Annotated in this window: 14 protein-coding genes and 1 pseudogene; 9 read left to right on the top strand and 6 right to left on the bottom strand. The window is 68.7% G+C overall.

The genetic code is table 11. The annotated features are described in order from the left end of the window. Window positions 1-17: 17 nt before the first annotated feature. Window positions 18-398, top strand: a complete 381-nt coding sequence (locus KXJ60_RS01330) for a GFA family protein (protein WP_291123584.1) — start codon at window positions 18-20, stop codon at window positions 396-398. Continuing rightward, entirely contained in the window at window positions 395-1,030 is a 636-nt protein-coding gene (locus tag KXJ60_RS01325; RefSeq protein WP_291123582.1) for an NADPH-dependent F420 reductase, read from the top strand. Before KXJ60_RS01330 ends, KXJ60_RS01325 begins: the two co-directional genes overlap by 4 nt. Window positions 1,031-1,039: 9 nt before the next feature. Here the strand turns inward: KXJ60_RS01325 and KXJ60_RS01320 are convergent, their stop codons facing one another. The 4 genes from KXJ60_RS01320 to eat are packed head-to-tail and all read right to left on the bottom strand — an operon-like array spanning window position 1,040 to window position 5,583. Next, window positions 1,040-1,963 (bottom strand): HTH-type transcriptional regulator ArgP, encoded by a 924-nt coding sequence (locus tag KXJ60_RS01320; protein ID WP_291123581.1) that lies wholly within the window; start codon window positions 1,961-1,963, stop codon window positions 1,040-1,042. Window positions 1,964-2,004: 41 nt separating this feature from the next. Further along, a complete protein-coding gene (gene eutC, locus KXJ60_RS01315; protein WP_291123579.1) occupies window positions 2,005-2,784 on the bottom strand; it encodes an ethanolamine ammonia-lyase subunit EutC in 780 nt (259 codons plus the stop codon). Continuing rightward, a complete protein-coding gene (locus KXJ60_RS01310) occupies window positions 2,781-4,169 on the bottom strand; it encodes an ethanolamine ammonia-lyase subunit EutB (protein WP_291123578.1) in 1,389 nt (462 codons plus the stop codon). The genes eutC and KXJ60_RS01310 overlap by 4 nt, the downstream gene beginning before the upstream one ends. 22 nt (window positions 4,170-4,191) lie before the next feature. Continuing rightward, window positions 4,192-5,583, bottom strand: a complete 1,392-nt coding sequence (gene eat, locus KXJ60_RS01305) for an ethanolamine permease (RefSeq protein WP_291123576.1) — start codon at window positions 5,581-5,583, stop codon at window positions 4,192-4,194. A gap of 217 nt (window positions 5,584-5,800) precedes the next feature. Between eat and KXJ60_RS01300 the strand changes: the two genes are divergently transcribed. Beyond that, window positions 5,801-6,775: a helix-turn-helix domain-containing protein gene (locus tag KXJ60_RS01300; protein ID WP_291123574.1), complete on the top strand. Its 975-nt coding sequence runs from the start codon at window positions 5,801-5,803 to the stop codon at window positions 6,773-6,775. 11 nt (window positions 6,776-6,786) lie between these two features. Here KXJ60_RS01300 and KXJ60_RS01295 read toward each other — a convergent pair whose 3' ends face one another. Together KXJ60_RS01295 and KXJ60_RS01290 are read right to left on the bottom strand one after the other, a co-directional pair. After that, window positions 6,787-7,416, bottom strand: a complete 630-nt coding sequence (locus tag KXJ60_RS01295; protein WP_291123572.1) for a hypothetical protein — start codon at window positions 7,414-7,416, stop codon at window positions 6,787-6,789. A 38-nt stretch (window positions 7,417-7,454) separates the two neighbouring features. Then, the gene (locus tag KXJ60_RS01290; protein ID WP_291123570.1) at window positions 7,455-8,327 is read right to left on the bottom strand and encodes a hypothetical protein; all 873 of its coding nucleotides are present in this window, start codon (window positions 8,325-8,327) and stop codon (window positions 7,455-7,457) included. Window positions 8,328-8,543: 216 nt separating this feature from the next. On the opposite strand from KXJ60_RS01290, the gene KXJ60_RS01285 reads away from it, so the two are divergent. The 6 genes and pseudogenes from KXJ60_RS01285 to KXJ60_RS01260 form a co-directional block, all read left to right on the top strand. Next, the gene (locus tag KXJ60_RS01285) at window positions 8,544-9,173 is read left to right on the top strand and encodes a LysE family transporter (protein ID WP_291123568.1); all 630 of its coding nucleotides are present in this window, start codon (window positions 8,544-8,546) and stop codon (window positions 9,171-9,173) included. Between the two features lie 16 nt (window positions 9,174-9,189). Further along, the gene (locus KXJ60_RS01280; protein ID WP_291123567.1) at window positions 9,190-10,866 is read left to right on the top strand and encodes an NAD(P)/FAD-dependent oxidoreductase; all 1,677 of its coding nucleotides are present in this window, start codon (window positions 9,190-9,192) and stop codon (window positions 10,864-10,866) included. An 86-nt stretch (window positions 10,867-10,952) separates the two neighbouring features. Continuing rightward, window positions 10,953-11,831: a class A beta-lactamase gene (gene bla / locus KXJ60_RS01275; RefSeq protein ID WP_291123564.1), complete on the top strand. Its 879-nt coding sequence runs from the start codon at window positions 10,953-10,955 to the stop codon at window positions 11,829-11,831. Between the two features lie 3 nt (window positions 11,832-11,834). Continuing rightward, complete coding sequence (locus KXJ60_RS01270) at window positions 11,835-12,776, top strand: carbon-nitrogen hydrolase family protein (protein WP_291123562.1); 942 nt, start codon at window positions 11,835-11,837, stop codon at window positions 12,774-12,776. A 140-nt stretch (window positions 12,777-12,916) separates the two neighbouring features. After that, complete coding sequence (locus KXJ60_RS01265) at window positions 12,917-13,636, top strand: SLATT domain-containing protein (protein ID WP_291123561.1); 720 nt, start codon at window positions 12,917-12,919, stop codon at window positions 13,634-13,636. Window positions 13,637-13,684: 48 nt separating this feature from the next. Beyond that, window positions 13,685-13,885, top strand: a pseudogene (locus KXJ60_RS01260) (helix-turn-helix domain-containing protein); the annotation flags it as partial.

Genomic DNA, 13,885 nt, shown 5'->3' with positions numbered 1-13,885 from the left:
TTTCACAAGGAACTCCCATGGACAAACTTCAAGGACATTGCCATTGCGGCGGTGTGCAGGTGAGCGCCCCGGCCAGCGCGTTCGGTGTGGTGGCCTGTCACTGCGAGGACTGCCAGCGCCTGCACGGCAACTACTTCGCGATGCTGGTGGCCCCGGCGAGCGACGTGGTGTGGTCGGGCGATCTCGCGCCGCAGTGGTACGACTCTTCGGCGCAGGCGCAGCGTGCTCACTGCCCACGCTGCGGCTCGCGCCTGGCCAAACGGCCCGTGGGCGGCGAGCGCGTGATGCTGAGCACCGGGCTCTTTGGCCGCCACCTGCAGCGGCGCATCGAAAAGCAGGTGTGGACCGAGTCGCATCCCGCTTGGTACGCGTTGCCGGCCCCGAAGGAGGCGCCATGAACATCGCCTTCATCGGTCACGGCCAGGTGGGAGCGCCACTCGCAGACCACCTGCAACGCGCGGGCCACCACGTCACGCTGGCGGCCAAAGACCCCGCCTCGGCCAGCACGGTGCGGGCGCTGTGGCGCAACCCGAACCTGCAAGTGGCCACACCCGGCACGGCGGTGGCGGGCGCCGACGTCGTCTTTCTCGCCACGCCCTTTGCCGCCAACCAGGCGGCGCTCTCGGAGGTGTCGGACGCGCTCCGAGGCAAAGTGCTGGTGGACTGCACGAACCCCGTCGGTCCGGCCATCACCCACGCGCTGGGCAGCGCCCAGTCGGGCACCGAGGCCGTGCAGGCTGCTGTGCCCGGCGCGCGCGTCGTCAAGGCGTTCAGCATCTACGGCTTCGAGAACTTCGAGGACAACGCCTATCCCGGCCACAGCGTGCGGCCGGTGATGATGCTGTGCGGCGAAGACGCGCAGGCCAAAGCCACTGTGAGCACCCTGGCCGGCGAGCTCGGCTGGACGCCCCTGGACGTGGGCGGCCTGGCGCAGGCCTTGCACCTGGAGCACATGACGCTGCTGTGGGTGCGCATGGTGCGGGTGCAGGGCGTGTCGCCCCACACGGTGTGGGGCATGTTGCAGCGCTGAGCGCTGGCGTCAGCCTGCGCCCGCCGAGGCCGGCACCGGCCGCAGCCGCTGCGCCGCCGCGGCTTTCACCGCCGCCGTGAGCCGCTGGGCCGAGGGCGACTCGTGCGCCCAGTGCTGCCAGTACAGCAGCACATCGACCGTGGCGCCGGGCAGGATTTCCTGCAGCTCGGGGCGCTGCGCCAGGTGCTGCTCGGGCACCATGCCCCAGCCCAGGCCGAGCTCGATGGCGGTTTCGAACGCCTCCACGGCGGGCGCGAAGTGGCGCGGGTAGTGCGGCTGGCGCAGGCCGAAGTGCTGTTCCAGAAACGCGTCTTGCAGCGCGTCCTTGCGGTTGAAGATGATGGCCGGCTGCGCCAGCAGCTTGTGCACCGACACCGCGCCGCGCGGCGTGCGGCAGCGTTGCGCCACGGCGGGGGCGGCCACGCAGCGGTAGCGCATCACGCCCAGCGGCTCGGCCACGCAGCCGCGCATGGCGGTGGAGAGCGCGGTCACGCAGCCCATCACGTCGCCGCTCTTTAGCGCGCTGTGCGTGTGGTCCTGGTCGTCGATCATGATGTCGAGCAGCAGGCGGTGGCGCTGCAGCATGGCGGCCACGCCGGGCAGAAACCAGCCGGCCACCGAGTCGGCGTTGATCGCCACCGACAGGCTCTGCCAGCGCACACCGCCCTTGGAAGGCGCACCGCCTTGCAGGCCATCGAGCAGGTCGGCCTCCATCAGCCGCACCTGCTTCACATGCGCCAGCAGCGCCTGCCCGGCGGGCGTGGCATGCACCTGCTTGCCGCGCACCAGCAGCCGCTGGCCCAGCGTGTCTTCGAGCGACTTGATGCGCAGCGACACCGCCGCGAGCGTGAGCGAGAGCGCTTTGGCGGCCGGGCCAAAGCCACCGTGTTCGATCACGGCGTTGAGGGCCTCGAGTTGGCGGGCGTCGAGCATGGCGATTGAGAAAAACTCAACCCGATGGGGTTTGGTTCTGTTCAGTTTAAGCCGGGCAGCGCCGCCAGCGGCAGGCCGCTGTGGTCCTTGAGCCCCACGCCCGTGAGGCCCAGGCGGCGGCTCTCTTCAAACAGCCAGACCAGGCGGCGCGCGGCGGTCTCCACGTCTTGCCCGGCGGGGCGCACGTTGGAGATGCAGTTGCGCTGCGCGTCGCTGCAGCCCACGCGCGGCGCATGGGTGAGGTAAATGCCCACGCTGTCGGGCGAGCTCAGCCCGGGCCGCTCGCCCACCACCATGGCCACCGCGGCAGCGCCCAGGCGCTCGCCCACCTCGTCGGCCACCGCCACGCGCGCCTGGCGCACCACCACCAACGGGCCGAGGCGAACGGCGGGGTGGAGCGCGCGGCGGATGGCGCCGAGCAGCGCCGCGCCGTGCAGCTGGATGCCCAGGGCCGAGAGGCCATCGCCCACCACCAGCACCAGGTCGGGCGCGGGGGCACCCGTGTCGCCCGCTGCGCCGAGGCGCGCCACGCTGTCGGCGTCCAGCCGCCGTCCGAGGTCGGGGCGCAGCAGGTATTCGTGGCGGTCCCGCGCCTGGCTGTGCAGCAGCACGGGCGGCGACGGCCAGCCCTGCGGCGCGAGTTCGGCGCACAGGGCCTCGGTGTCCAGCGGCAGGTGAATGGCGTCGCGGGCCTGCGCGTGGGCCAGCGCGAAGTCGAGCACTTCGCGCGTGGGCAGGCTCACGCCGGTGCGCCCCAGCGCGATGCGCGCCGGGGTGTGCTGGCGCAGGTGCGCCCAGAGGTCGCGGCGGGGTGTGGTCATGGGGGCAGCGTCCAGAGCGAGGACGGCAGCGCGGGCTGGCGTGGCGCGGGCAGCAGCTGGCCCTGCGCGTCGCTCACGCCCACGCGCTGCAGCCAGGCCTCGAACTCGGGCGCGCGCTTCAGGCCGAGCATCTCGCGCAGCACCAGCGCGTCGTGAAACGAGGTGCTCTGGTAGTTCAGCATGATGTCGTCCGCGCCGGGCACGCCGATCAAGAAGTTGAGCCCCGCGGTGGCGAGCAGCACCATGAGGTTGTCCATGTCGTCGCTGTCGGCTTCGGCATGGTTGGTGTAGCAAATGTCGCAGCCCATGGGCAGGCCCAGCAGCTTGCCGCAGAAGTGGTCTTCCAGCCCCGCGCGGGTGATCTGCTTGCCGTCGTACAGGTATTCCGGCCCGATGAAGCCCACCACGGTGTTGATGAGCAGCGGCTCGTAGCGGCGCGCCACCGCATAGGCGCGGGCTTCGCAGGTCTGCTGGTCCAGGCCATGGTGGGCGTTGGCCGAGAGCGCGCTGCCCTGCCCGGTTTCGAAGTACATGACGTTGCGCCCCACCGTGCCGCGCCCCAGCGCCTGCGCCATGGCGTGCGCTTCGTCGAGCAGCGCGAGGTCAATGCCGAACGACGCGTTGGCCGCCTGCGTGCCCGCGATGGACTGGAACACCAGGTCCACCGGCGCGCCGTGCGACATGGCCTGCATGGTGTTGGTGACGTGGGTGAGCACGCAGGTTTGCGTGGGGATCTCGCCGCGCGCCAGCACATCGGCCAGCACGTGGTTGAGGCGCACGAGGTCGGGCACGCTGTCGGACACCGGGTTGATGCCCACCACCGCGTCGCCCGCGCCGTGCATCAGGCCGTCGATCATGCTGGCCACGATGCCGGCGGGGTCGTCGGTCGGGTGGTTGGGCTGCAGGCGCACCGAGAGGTGGCCGCGCAGGCCCTGCGTGTTGCGAAAGCGCGTGACCACCTCGCAGCGTTTGGCCACGAGCATCAGGTCCTGGTTGCGCATGAGCTTGCTCACGGCGGCCACCATTTCGGGCGTGAGGCCCGGGGCCAGCGCGCGCAGCGCACCAGGCGTGGCCTGGGCCGAGAGCAGCCAGTCGCGAAAGCCGCCCACGGTGAGCGAGGCCACGGGCGCGAAGGCCTGCGCGTCGTGGCTGTCGATGATCAGCCGCGTGACCTCGTCGTCTTCGTAGGGAATGAGCGCTTCGTTGAGAAAGGTGGACAGCGGCACGTCGGCCAGCACCCAGCGCGCGGCCACGCGCTCTTGCTCGGTGGCGGCGGCCACGCCGGCCAGGCAGTCGCCCGAGCGCAGCGGCGTGGCCTTGGCCATGACTTCGCGCAGGCTGCCAAAACGGTGGCTGCGCGCTCCGAGGTTGACGCTCAGGTTCACAGGCGGGTGGTCCTTGTGGCGTTCACTCCACCACGCCCAGCATGGCGTCGAGCGGGGCCGCGTCGCGCTGCGCGGTGGTGAAACGGAAGTACAGGTAGGCCAGCGCCATGAGCACGAGGAACAGCACGGAGATCATGGCGTTGAAGTACACCACCGCAAACAGGCACACCACCCCGCACACCAGCGCAATGCCGGGGAACAGCGGGTAGAGCGGTGCGCGGTAGGGGCGATCGAGCTGCGGCTCGCTCTGGCGCAGCTTGAACAGCGAGGCCATCGACACGATGTACATCACCAGCGCGCCGAGCACGGCCATGGTGACGATGTTGGCCGTGAGCGGCTGGCCGCCGAAGGTGATCCACTGGTCGCTGAACACCGCCACCACGCCCACCACACCGCCGCCCACGAGCGCGCGCACCGGCGTCTTGAAGCGCGGATGCACCTTGGCGAAGTAGGCCGGCAGGTAGCCGGCGCGGGCCAGCGCAAACATCTGGCGAGAGTAGCCCAGAATGATCCCGTGGAAGGAGGCGACCAACCCGAACAGGCCGATCCAGATCAGCATGTGCAGCCAGCCGCTGGACTCGCCCACCACCATCTTCATGGCCTGGGGCAGCGGGTCGTTGATGTTGGAGAGCTTGGTCCAGTCGCCCACACCCCCGGCCATCACCATCACGAGAAACGCCAGCGCCACCAGCGTGAGGATGCCGCTGATGTACGCGATGGGAATGGTGCGGCGCGGCTCCTTGGCTTCTTCGGCGGCCATGGCCGCGCCCTCGATGGCGAGGAAGAACCAGATGGCAAACGGGATGGACGCGAAGATGCCGGCCCAGGTGCCCATGGTGAATTCGCTGGAGCCGGCCCAGCCGTTGGCCGTGAAGTTGGCCAGCGACCAGCCCGGCGCCACCACGCCGGCAAACACCAGCAACTCGGCCACGGCGAGCAGGGTGACCACCAGCTCGAACATGGCGGCAATGCCCACGCCCAGCGCGTTGAGGGTGATGAAGATCACATAGGCACCCAGCGCCGCCACCTTCGGGTCGAGCGAGGGGAACTGCAGGCCGAGGTAAGCGCCAATGGCCAGCGAAATGGCCGGCGGCGCAAACACGAACTCCACCAGCGTGGCAAAACCTGCAATGAAACCACCGGTGGGCCCGAAGGCGCGCCGCGCATAGGCAAACGGCCCGCCCGCGTGGGGAATGGAGGTGGACAGCTCGGTGAAGCTGAAGATGAAGGTGGTGTACATCAGCGCCACAAACAGCGTGGCCACCAGAAAGCCCAGCGTGCCGGCGCTGGCCCAGCCGTAGCTCCAGCCGAAGTACTCGCCTGAAATCACCAGGCCCACGGCAATGCCCCACAAAGAGAAGGCGCCCAGCACGGGCTTGAGTTCCCGCGAGACCAGCTTGGGTGTTGTTGACATGTTGTTGCTCGCATCAAGAGGATGACGCCCGAAACGGCTCGGGCAGCCGGCTCGCATCTTGTGCGGCGCGCCGCGCGGGCCGGTATCCCGTTTGGGCAAGCAGGGGGCGGCCGGTGGCGTTTTTTCCGATTCGGGATAGCGCACCGGCACGGGGCGTGCGGTGGCATGAAACTTGATGCACCCTGGCCGTTGGGAAACCGCCGGGAAGGAGCACGCCATGTTGGTGCAGCCAGACGCTGCCGCTGCCTGCTTTCGCATCAAGCGCACGCAGGACGTGGACATTCACGCCCGCAACCTCGCGTCGTGGGAACAGCACTACGAACAGACCTCGCCCGGCGCCTTTGAAGGCGAGGTGCGCGAGCTGCTCGACCACGACCTGCAGGTGTTTGAAGAAGCCGCCAGCTGCGCCACCAGCCAGCGCTGCCGGCCATGGCAAGGCGGCGTGTGGGTGGGCCTGGCCGTGCCCGAGCACGGCGCCGGTCTGCGCTTCATGGGCCGGCCATCGCACGGGCTGCAGCTCATGCTGGCCGGTGGCGACACCCCGTTTGACCTGCAGGTGCCCGCCGGCCACGGCCTCTACGGCATGGTGCTCGACAAGCAACAGCTCGCCCGCCACATACAGGCCCTGCACCAGCAAGCCCTGCCCGCCGACTGGGCCGACGTGCCCCGCGTGCAAGCCCTCACCGCGCTGCAGCGCTACCGCCTGGCCGGCATGGTGCGCGAAGTGCTGCGCTGCCTGCAGGCCCAACCCGAAGCCCTGCACCACGAAGCCAGTCGGCGCTCACTGCGCGAAGCGCTGCTCACCGTGCTGAGCGACGTGCTCGTGCCCCACATGCTGAGCAACGCCGTGAGCCCGCGCCAACTGCGCCGCCAGGAGCTGGTGCACCGCGTGCGCGAACTGGTGTTTGAACACCCCGAGCAACCCCTGAGCGTGGCCGAGCTGTGCACGCGCCTGCACGTGACGCGGCGCACGCTGCAAAACGGATTTCAGGAAGCACTGGGCACCAGCCCCGCCACCTACCTGCGCACCGTGCGCCTCAACGCCGTTCGCCGCGCCCTGCGCACCCAGGGCACCGAGGCCACCATTGCCGACACCGCCGCCCGCTGGGGCTTCTGGCACATGGGCCACTTTTCGCAGGAGTACAAGGCACTGTTTGGGGAGACGCCTTCGCGGACGCGGGTGGTGGGGTGACGCAGCGCTGGTCAACCCCCGGCCGTTTGCGCCGCCGGTTTTTGACCCGCGCACACCGACGCAGCGTCCGCGGCCAGGCCAGACAGGGCGTCGGTCATGGCATGGTTGAGCGTGGTCATGAACTCACCGTTGCCGTTGGCCCAGTTCAGCTTGGTGCCCAAGCCGTGGTAATGGCGAACATCCTCGGATCCACCATTCGGATAGCGCGCGCGCAGCACCACGTGGGACAAGAGGTTGAGGCCCGCCGACCATGTGTGCGCCAGCTGGAGATCGACGGCGACAACCGCCAGGGCAGTGCCTGCTCCAGCGGGCTTCTCTCCGATGTAAGGCTGGAATCCGCGCCCCTTGAGCGTCTTGAGCGCTTCAACGGTCCAGTCGCGCCCACTGGCGCCGCGAATCGACTGCATGAACAGCGGCGTGGACAAGGGGCCGGGCATCGCAAAACTGACGTTACCGACATATTCGGGATAACGACGCAGGTCCTCCACCTGGGTCACATACAACGCGCAGCCGTTCACCAACCGCACAGCGTTTGCAGCGGCGGGCGTGCCTGGCGAAGCGGGCGCGCCCGCCTGGACGGGCTCTTCGTAGCGCATGGGCAGCGGCTCGTCGTCGGTCAGGGCATGGGCGGCGAGTGGCAAAGACAAACACACCACAAGCGCGTGGCGACCAGGCAATTTCATGATTCGGTCTCCGTGCCGATGGACAACAGCGCGCCCTCGTCGCTGCGAAGAAACTGGCGCACAGGTGTTTCGTCTATGAGCCTCATGTCCTTGACCGGTACCCAGACGCCCTGCGTCCAGACGCTGGCCGAACGGAGTGGCCCACTGCGGGCCGCGCTGGCGGCTGGTGCAGCCGCCAGATCGGCGGCAACCATGCGAAGGCTCTCCTGCATCGATTCGCGCATCAGCGCTCGCAGCCGGCTGCCCTGGTTGTCGGTCAGGCGTTTCATGAGCGCCTCTCGGGTGCCGCCGGTCAGTCGGGTCTGGTAGACCACGCCGGCTCGATAGGTCGATTCGGGCTTGCCGTCCTGCCAGAGCTGCACCGTGCTGCGTGTGCTGAAAACGCTCAGGTCGGCTGCGATTTCGTAGTGAACCCACATGAGCAGATAGGAAGGCGATTTGCCCGTGGCCGCGATGCGTGCCTCGTGCTCGCGCCGGCCGGGCATGCCGGCGAGCACCTGGGCCGAGCTGAGCTTCAGCGGAAAGGCGGTGGTCTGCTGGAGCGCATTGACCGCGGCAGTGGCTTCGACGCGGTAGTCCACCTCGAGCAGCGGACCCACCGTGGCCTGGATCTGCGACGCCATGTCCTTCTGCCGCGATCGCTGGACAGACGAGTCGATCAGTGCGCCGATCAGTCCGCCACCCAGCGCCGCGCTCACATTGGAACCTTGAGCGGTGAACATGAAGGTCTCTTGCGCCACCACGACACGCAGATCGGCTTCCTTGATGCGTGCCCGTTCCTCGGAGGCCAGGGGTTTGTAAAAGGGTGCACACGCGCCCAGAGCCATCAGCGCACTGACCGCCACCAGCCAACGAAAGACGATGCTCATTCGAATCCTTGGTTGTGTTTGCCTGGCAGGAGGCCGAAGCATGCGCGGGAGGATACATCAGGTAACAAATGGCCTCGTCACCCTCCAATATCAAGAAGAATTTGATCAACCAAATTTCAAATTGATTTCATTTAATCAAATACAGCAAACAGGCACACTCCCGCCCATTCACCCGCCACCCCCTGCGTGGCCCCCCAGGTTTCCGGAGCTGTTGTCATGACCCTCGCCTTCCCCACTTTCACCGCCGGCATGGTGCTGAGCATGTCGCTGATCATGGCGATTGGCCCGCAAAACGCGCATGTGCTGCGCATGGGTCTGCAGCGGCAGCACCTGTGGCTCACCGTGCTCACCTGCGCCCTGGCCGACGTGGTGCTGATTGGCCTGGGGGTGCTGGGGCTGGCGCAGCTCGGTGGCCTGTCGGACAAGCTGATGGGCGCCCTGGTGGGCGCTGGCGCGCTGTTCCTCACGGTGTACGGCTGGCAGGCATTTCAGCGCTTTCTGCGCCCGCGCGCCCTGGAGCTGGACGACAGTGGCCGCGTGGCGGCCGAGCCGGTGTCGCCGCGCAAGGCGGTGCTGTCTGCGCTGGCTTTTTCTTTCCTGAACCCGCACGCCTGGCTCGACACCGCCGTGCTCATCGGCACGGCTTCGCTGGCGTATGGCCAGGGCAGCACCACCTTTGGCCTGGGCGCGGCCACCGGCTCGCTGGTGTGGTTCGTGACCCTGGGTGCGGCGGCTTTCTGGCTGGGCCGCCGGCTCAATTCGCTGCACGTGTGGCGCGCGCTGGACGGCCTGGTGGCCTTGATGATGTGGGGCACGGCCCTCTGGTTGCTGCGCAGCCTGTTCTGAACCCGGAGGCGCCCGCATGCCCAGCACCCCGCGCAGCGCCTGCGCGCCCGTCACCCTCTTCGGGCCCGACTTCCCGTTTGCCTTTGACGACTGGATCGCCCACCCGCAGGGCTTGGGCGAGATTCCGCCCGAGCGGCTGGGGCAAGTGGTGGCGATTGTGGGCGCGGGCATGGCCGGCATGGTGGCGGCTTATGAGCTGATGAAGCTGGGCCTCAAGCCCGTGGTGTACGAGGCTTCGCGCATGGGCGGGCGGCTGCGCTCGCAAGCGTTTGAAGGCGGCCAGGGTGTGGTGGCCGAGCTGGGCGGCATGCGCTTCCCGGCGTCGAGCACCGCCTTCTTCCACTACGTGAACCGGCTCGGCCTGCACACGCGGCCGTTCCCCAACCCGCTCACGCCCGCCGCCTGCTGCACCGTGGTGGATCTGGAAGGGCAAACCCACTGGGCGCGCACGCTGGCGGACCTGCCGCCGCTGTTTGCCGAGGTGGCACAGGCCTGGGCCGAAGCGCTGGAAGAAGGCGCGGGCTTCACCGGCCTGCAGCAGGCGCTGCGCGAGCGCGATGCACCCGCCCTCAAAGCCCTGTGGGACCGGCTCGTGCCGCTCTGGGACGACCGCACGTTTTACGACTTTGTGGCCACCTCGCAGGCGTTCTCGAAGCTGTCTTTCCAGCACCGCGAGGTGTTTGGCCAGGTGGGCTTTGGCACCGGCGGCTGGGACTCGGACTTTCCCAACTCCATGCTGGAAATCCTGCGCGTGGTGCTCACGGGTTGCGACGAGAACCAGCACCTCATCGTGGGCGGTGCGCAGCAGGTGCCTCTGGGCCTGTGGCAACACGCCCCCGCCGCCAGCGAGCTGCGCCACTGGCCCGCCGGCACCACGCTGGCCAGCCTGCACCGCGGCGCGCCGCGCGCGGGCGTGACAGCCATTGCCCGCGCCGCGAGCAACGAACTCGCCGTGACCGACACCTGGGGCCACACGCGCACCTACCCCGCCGTGCTCACCACCTGCCAGAGCTGGCTGCTGACGACGCAGATCGCGGTGGAAGAGTCGCTGTTTTCGCAGAAGCACTGGATGGCGCTGGACCGCACGCGCTACATGCAGTCGTCCAAAACCTTCGTGATGGTGGACCGCCCTTTCTGGAACGACCTGAAGGCCAACGGCTGGCCCACCATGGGCATGACGCTCACCGACCGGCTCACGCGCGGCACCTACCTGTTTGACAACGGGCCCGACCAGCCCGGCGTGATCTGCCTGAGCTACGCCTGGATGGGCGACGCGCTCAAGATGCTGCCGCACAGCACCGAGCGACGCGTGCAGCTCGCCCTGCAGGCGCTGCAAAAGATCTACCCCGACGTGGACATCGCGAGCCACATCATTGGCGACCCGATCAGCGTGTCGTGGGAAGCGGACCCGCATTTCCTGGGCGCCTTCAAGGGCGCGCTGCCCGGCCACTACCGCTACAACCACCGCATGTACAGCCACTTCATGCAGGACGACTTTGCGCCCGCAAAGCGCGGCATCTTCATCGCGGGCGACGACGTGTCGTTCACACCCGCGTGGGTCGAAGGCGCGGTGCAGACCTCGCTCAACGCGGTGTGGGGCATCGTGAAGCACCTGGGCGGCCACACGCACGCGAGCAACCCCGGGCCGGGCGATGTGTTTGCCGAGCTGGGGCCGATGGCGCTGCCCGACTGAGGCCCATGGCCGCTCGTACGCCGTTCGCCCACACACCGTTCACCCTGAGCCTGTCGAAGGGCCAAAGCCCAGCTAGAGTGCGCACCATGATCCAACGCCGCCACTTCTCCACCGCCACCGCGCTGGCCCTGACCAGCGCCTTCTTCGTCCCCACCCGCGCCCGCGCCGCTTCTGACCTCAGCGCGCAGCTGCAGCAGCTCGAAACCACCGCGCAAGGCCGCCTGGGCGTCACCATCCTCGACACCGCCACCGGCCAGCTGCACGGCCACCGCGCCGACGAGCGCTTCATGATGCTCAGCTCCTTCAAGGCGCTGGCCAGCGCGCTGGTGCTCGCGCGGGTGGACCGCGGCCAGGAGTCGCTGGAGCGGCGCATCACCTACACCAAGGGCGAGCTCGTCACCTACTCCCCGGTCACCGAGCGCTTCGCCGACACCGCGCAGGGCATGAGCCTGGGCGGCCTGTGCGAAGCCACCATCACCACCAGCGACAACAGCGCGGCCAACTTCATTCTGGACAGCTACGGCGGCCCCGCCGCGCTCACCCGCTTTGCGCGCGAACTCGGCGACGACACCACGCGCCTGGACCGCCGCGAAACCGAGCTCAACACCGGCACCGCCGCCGCCCTGCTCGACACCACCACGCCACGCGCCATGGCGCTCACGATGCAGAAGCTGCTGCTCGGCAACGCGCTCTCGCCCGCGTCGCGCCAGCAGCTGCAGCAATGGCTGGTGGCCAACACCACCGGCGACAAGCGCCTGCGCGCGGGCCTGCCCACCGGCTGGCGCGTGGGCGACAAAACCGGCACCAACCGGACCGACGCCAACGACATCGGCATCGCCTGGCCCACCCACGGCCGCGCGCCACTCATCATCACCGCCTACCTCGCCGAAAGCACGGCGAGCAGCACGGTGAAAGAAGCCACCCTGGCCAGCGTGGCCCGCCTGGCCGCCAGCCTGGTGGCCTGACCCATGCCCACGCCTCCCGCCGTTCGGGCCGAGCCCCCTCCCGCTGGAGCCGAACCTGCTTCCGTTCGGACCGAACCTGTCTCCGTTCGTGCCGAGCCCACCTCCATTCGAGCAGCGTCCACCTCCGTTCGAGGCGAGCCCACCTCCGTTCGGGCTGAGCCTGTCGAAGCCCTCACCCTCGCGCTCTGGCAGAGCCCCTACGCCCCCACACCCGCCCACGCACTGGCCGCTCTCGACACCGCCGCCGCCCAAGCCAGCGCACAAGGCGCCGCCCTGCTGGTGTGCCCGGAAATGTCGCTCACCGGCTACCAGATCGGTGCCGCACACATCGCCGCGCTCGCCGAGCCAGCCGACGGCCCGCTCTCGCAAGCCGTGGCCACCCTCGCGCAGCGCCACCGCGTAGCCATCGTCTACGGTTACCCCGAACGCCACACCGAAGGCCGGCCCTACAACGCCGTGCAGTTCATCGACGCGGCCGGCCAGCGCCTGGCCCACTACCGCAAGACCCACCTGTTTGGCGACGTGGACCGCGCGCAGTTCAGCCCCGGCCCGCAGGCACCCGCCGTGTTCGCGTGGCGCGGCTGGCGCCTGGGCCTGCTGGTCTGCTACGACATCGAATTCCCCGAACCCGCGCGCATGCTCGCGCTGCAGGGCGCCGACGCCGTGCTCGTGCCCACCGCCAACATGATCGAGTTCGACGAAGTGCAGCGCGTGCTGCTGCCCGCCCGCGCCCTGGAAAACCGCCTGTACGTGGCCTACGCCAACGCCTGCGGGCCAGAAGGCAGCACCACCTACGGTGGCCTGAGCACCGTGTGCGGACCGATGGGCGCCGTGCTGGCGCAGGCGGGGCGCGGTGAAGCGCTGCTCCTGGCCACGCTGGCGCGCAACGACCTGACAGAAGCCCGCCCCAGCTCGCAGCTCCCGCACCGGCGCACCGATCTGTAGTCGGCCGCCGGGTCTGGCCAGGCGCCCAAACACTGGGGCAAATTTCAGGGTTAATACCTAGACCAAAAGTGTCTATTTCTCAAGATCATTGAGCGCGACAGGCGGCGGATGTGACCCCGCGCCCCCATCCAGCAGCGCTCATGCAACCGACCCCCCACCCACTCGTTCACGCCGCACAGCGCCTCTGGGGCTGGCTCATGTCGTCGCACACCTCGCCCCACACGGGCAACAACCCGACCGAGCGGTTCATCGAGTCGATGAAGACCACGGCCAGTGCGCGGTTTGCGGCGTCGGTGCGGCTGCGCTACAAGAGCAAGGCCTACTTCATCACGTCCACCATCTTTTCCCTGGGCCTGATCCTCATTGCGCTGCTGCAGCTCACCGGCATACCGCTGAAGTTCAACAACCAGGTGCTGACCGCAATGACCGCCTTTCTGGCGGTGTCGGTGCTGGTGTACTCGGTGACGGCCGGCACCGCCCACCACGAGGTGCGGGCCGAGCAGCTCAACGAATGCGGCGACCGCATCAAGAAGCTGGTGCGCTCCATCGAACGCGAATACAACGCGGGCGGCAACCAGCTGGCGAGCGACAAGCAGGCCGTCTACGAGCACGAGTACCACCTCATCATCACCGACACCGAACCCCACCACCGCAACGACTTCCGCCGCACCCTGCTGGACATGAAGGGACCTGCCGGCGTCACCGGGCTGGTGCGCCTGATCGAACTTACGCAGTACTACTTCCTGCGCTTCATCGAGCACATTCCGCATCTGGCTTTGCTCAGCATCGAGATCGTCTTCATGTCGGACATGCTGGGCTACAGCGCCATGCTCAAGCCCTTGCTCAACGCACCGATCTAGCCGCACACCCATCGCCATCACCCAGGCCGGACGGTGTAGCCTGCGGCCATGGACTCCCTGATCTCCGCCAGCGCCCGGGCCCTCGCCGCCGGCGATGCGCTCGGCGCGCTCAAGCGCGTGGCGCTGCGCGACGACCCGCCCGCGCTGGCCTTGCGCGGCATTGCCATGGCGCAGCTGGGCGAGCACCCGCGCGCGCGGGAGCTGCTGCGCCAGGCGGGCCGGCGCTTCGGGGCACACGAAGCGGTGGCC

It is taken from the genome of Hydrogenophaga sp. (assembly GCF_019264445.1).
Taxonomy (GTDB): domain Bacteria; phylum Pseudomonadota; class Gammaproteobacteria; order Burkholderiales; family Burkholderiaceae_C; genus Hydrogenophaga.
Note: the sequence above shows the minus strand (reverse complement) of the source record. Positions and strands in the feature narration are given on the sequence as shown.

Bases quoted from the DNA above. Each gene is read 5' to 3' on its own strand.
- KXJ60_RS01300 (WP_291123574.1), top strand. From the start codon at position 5,801: ATGTTGGTGCAGCCAGACGCTGCCGCTGCCTGCTTTCGCATCAAGCGC.
- KXJ60_RS01330 (WP_291123584.1), top strand. From the start codon at position 18: ATGGACAAACTTCAAGGACATTGCCATTGCGGCGGTGTGCAGGTGAGC.
- KXJ60_RS01290 (WP_291123570.1), bottom strand. From the start codon at position 8,327: ATGAGCATCGTCTTTCGTTGGCTGGTGGCGGTCAGTGCGCTGATGGCT.
- bla (WP_291123564.1), top strand. From the start codon at position 10,953: ATGATCCAACGCCGCCACTTCTCCACCGCCACCGCGCTGGCCCTGACC.
- KXJ60_RS01265 (WP_291123561.1), top strand. From the start codon at position 12,917: ATGCAACCGACCCCCCACCCACTCGTTCACGCCGCACAGCGCCTCTGG.
- KXJ60_RS01285 (WP_291123568.1), top strand. From the start codon at position 8,544: ATGACCCTCGCCTTCCCCACTTTCACCGCCGGCATGGTGCTGAGCATG.
- KXJ60_RS01320 (WP_291123581.1), bottom strand. From the start codon at position 1,963: ATGCTCGACGCCCGCCAACTCGAGGCCCTCAACGCCGTGATCGAACAC.
- KXJ60_RS01270 (WP_291123562.1), top strand. From the start codon at position 11,835: ATGCCCACGCCTCCCGCCGTTCGGGCCGAGCCCCCTCCCGCTGGAGCC.
- eutC (WP_291123579.1), bottom strand. From the start codon at position 2,784: ATGACCACACCCCGCCGCGACCTCTGGGCGCACCTGCGCCAGCACACC.
- KXJ60_RS01280 (WP_291123567.1), top strand. From the start codon at position 9,190: ATGCCCAGCACCCCGCGCAGCGCCTGCGCGCCCGTCACCCTCTTCGGG.
- eat (WP_291123576.1), bottom strand. From the start codon at position 5,583: ATGTCAACAACACCCAAGCTGGTCTCGCGGGAACTCAAGCCCGTGCTG.
- KXJ60_RS01325 (WP_291123582.1), top strand. From the start codon at position 395: ATGAACATCGCCTTCATCGGTCACGGCCAGGTGGGAGCGCCACTCGCA.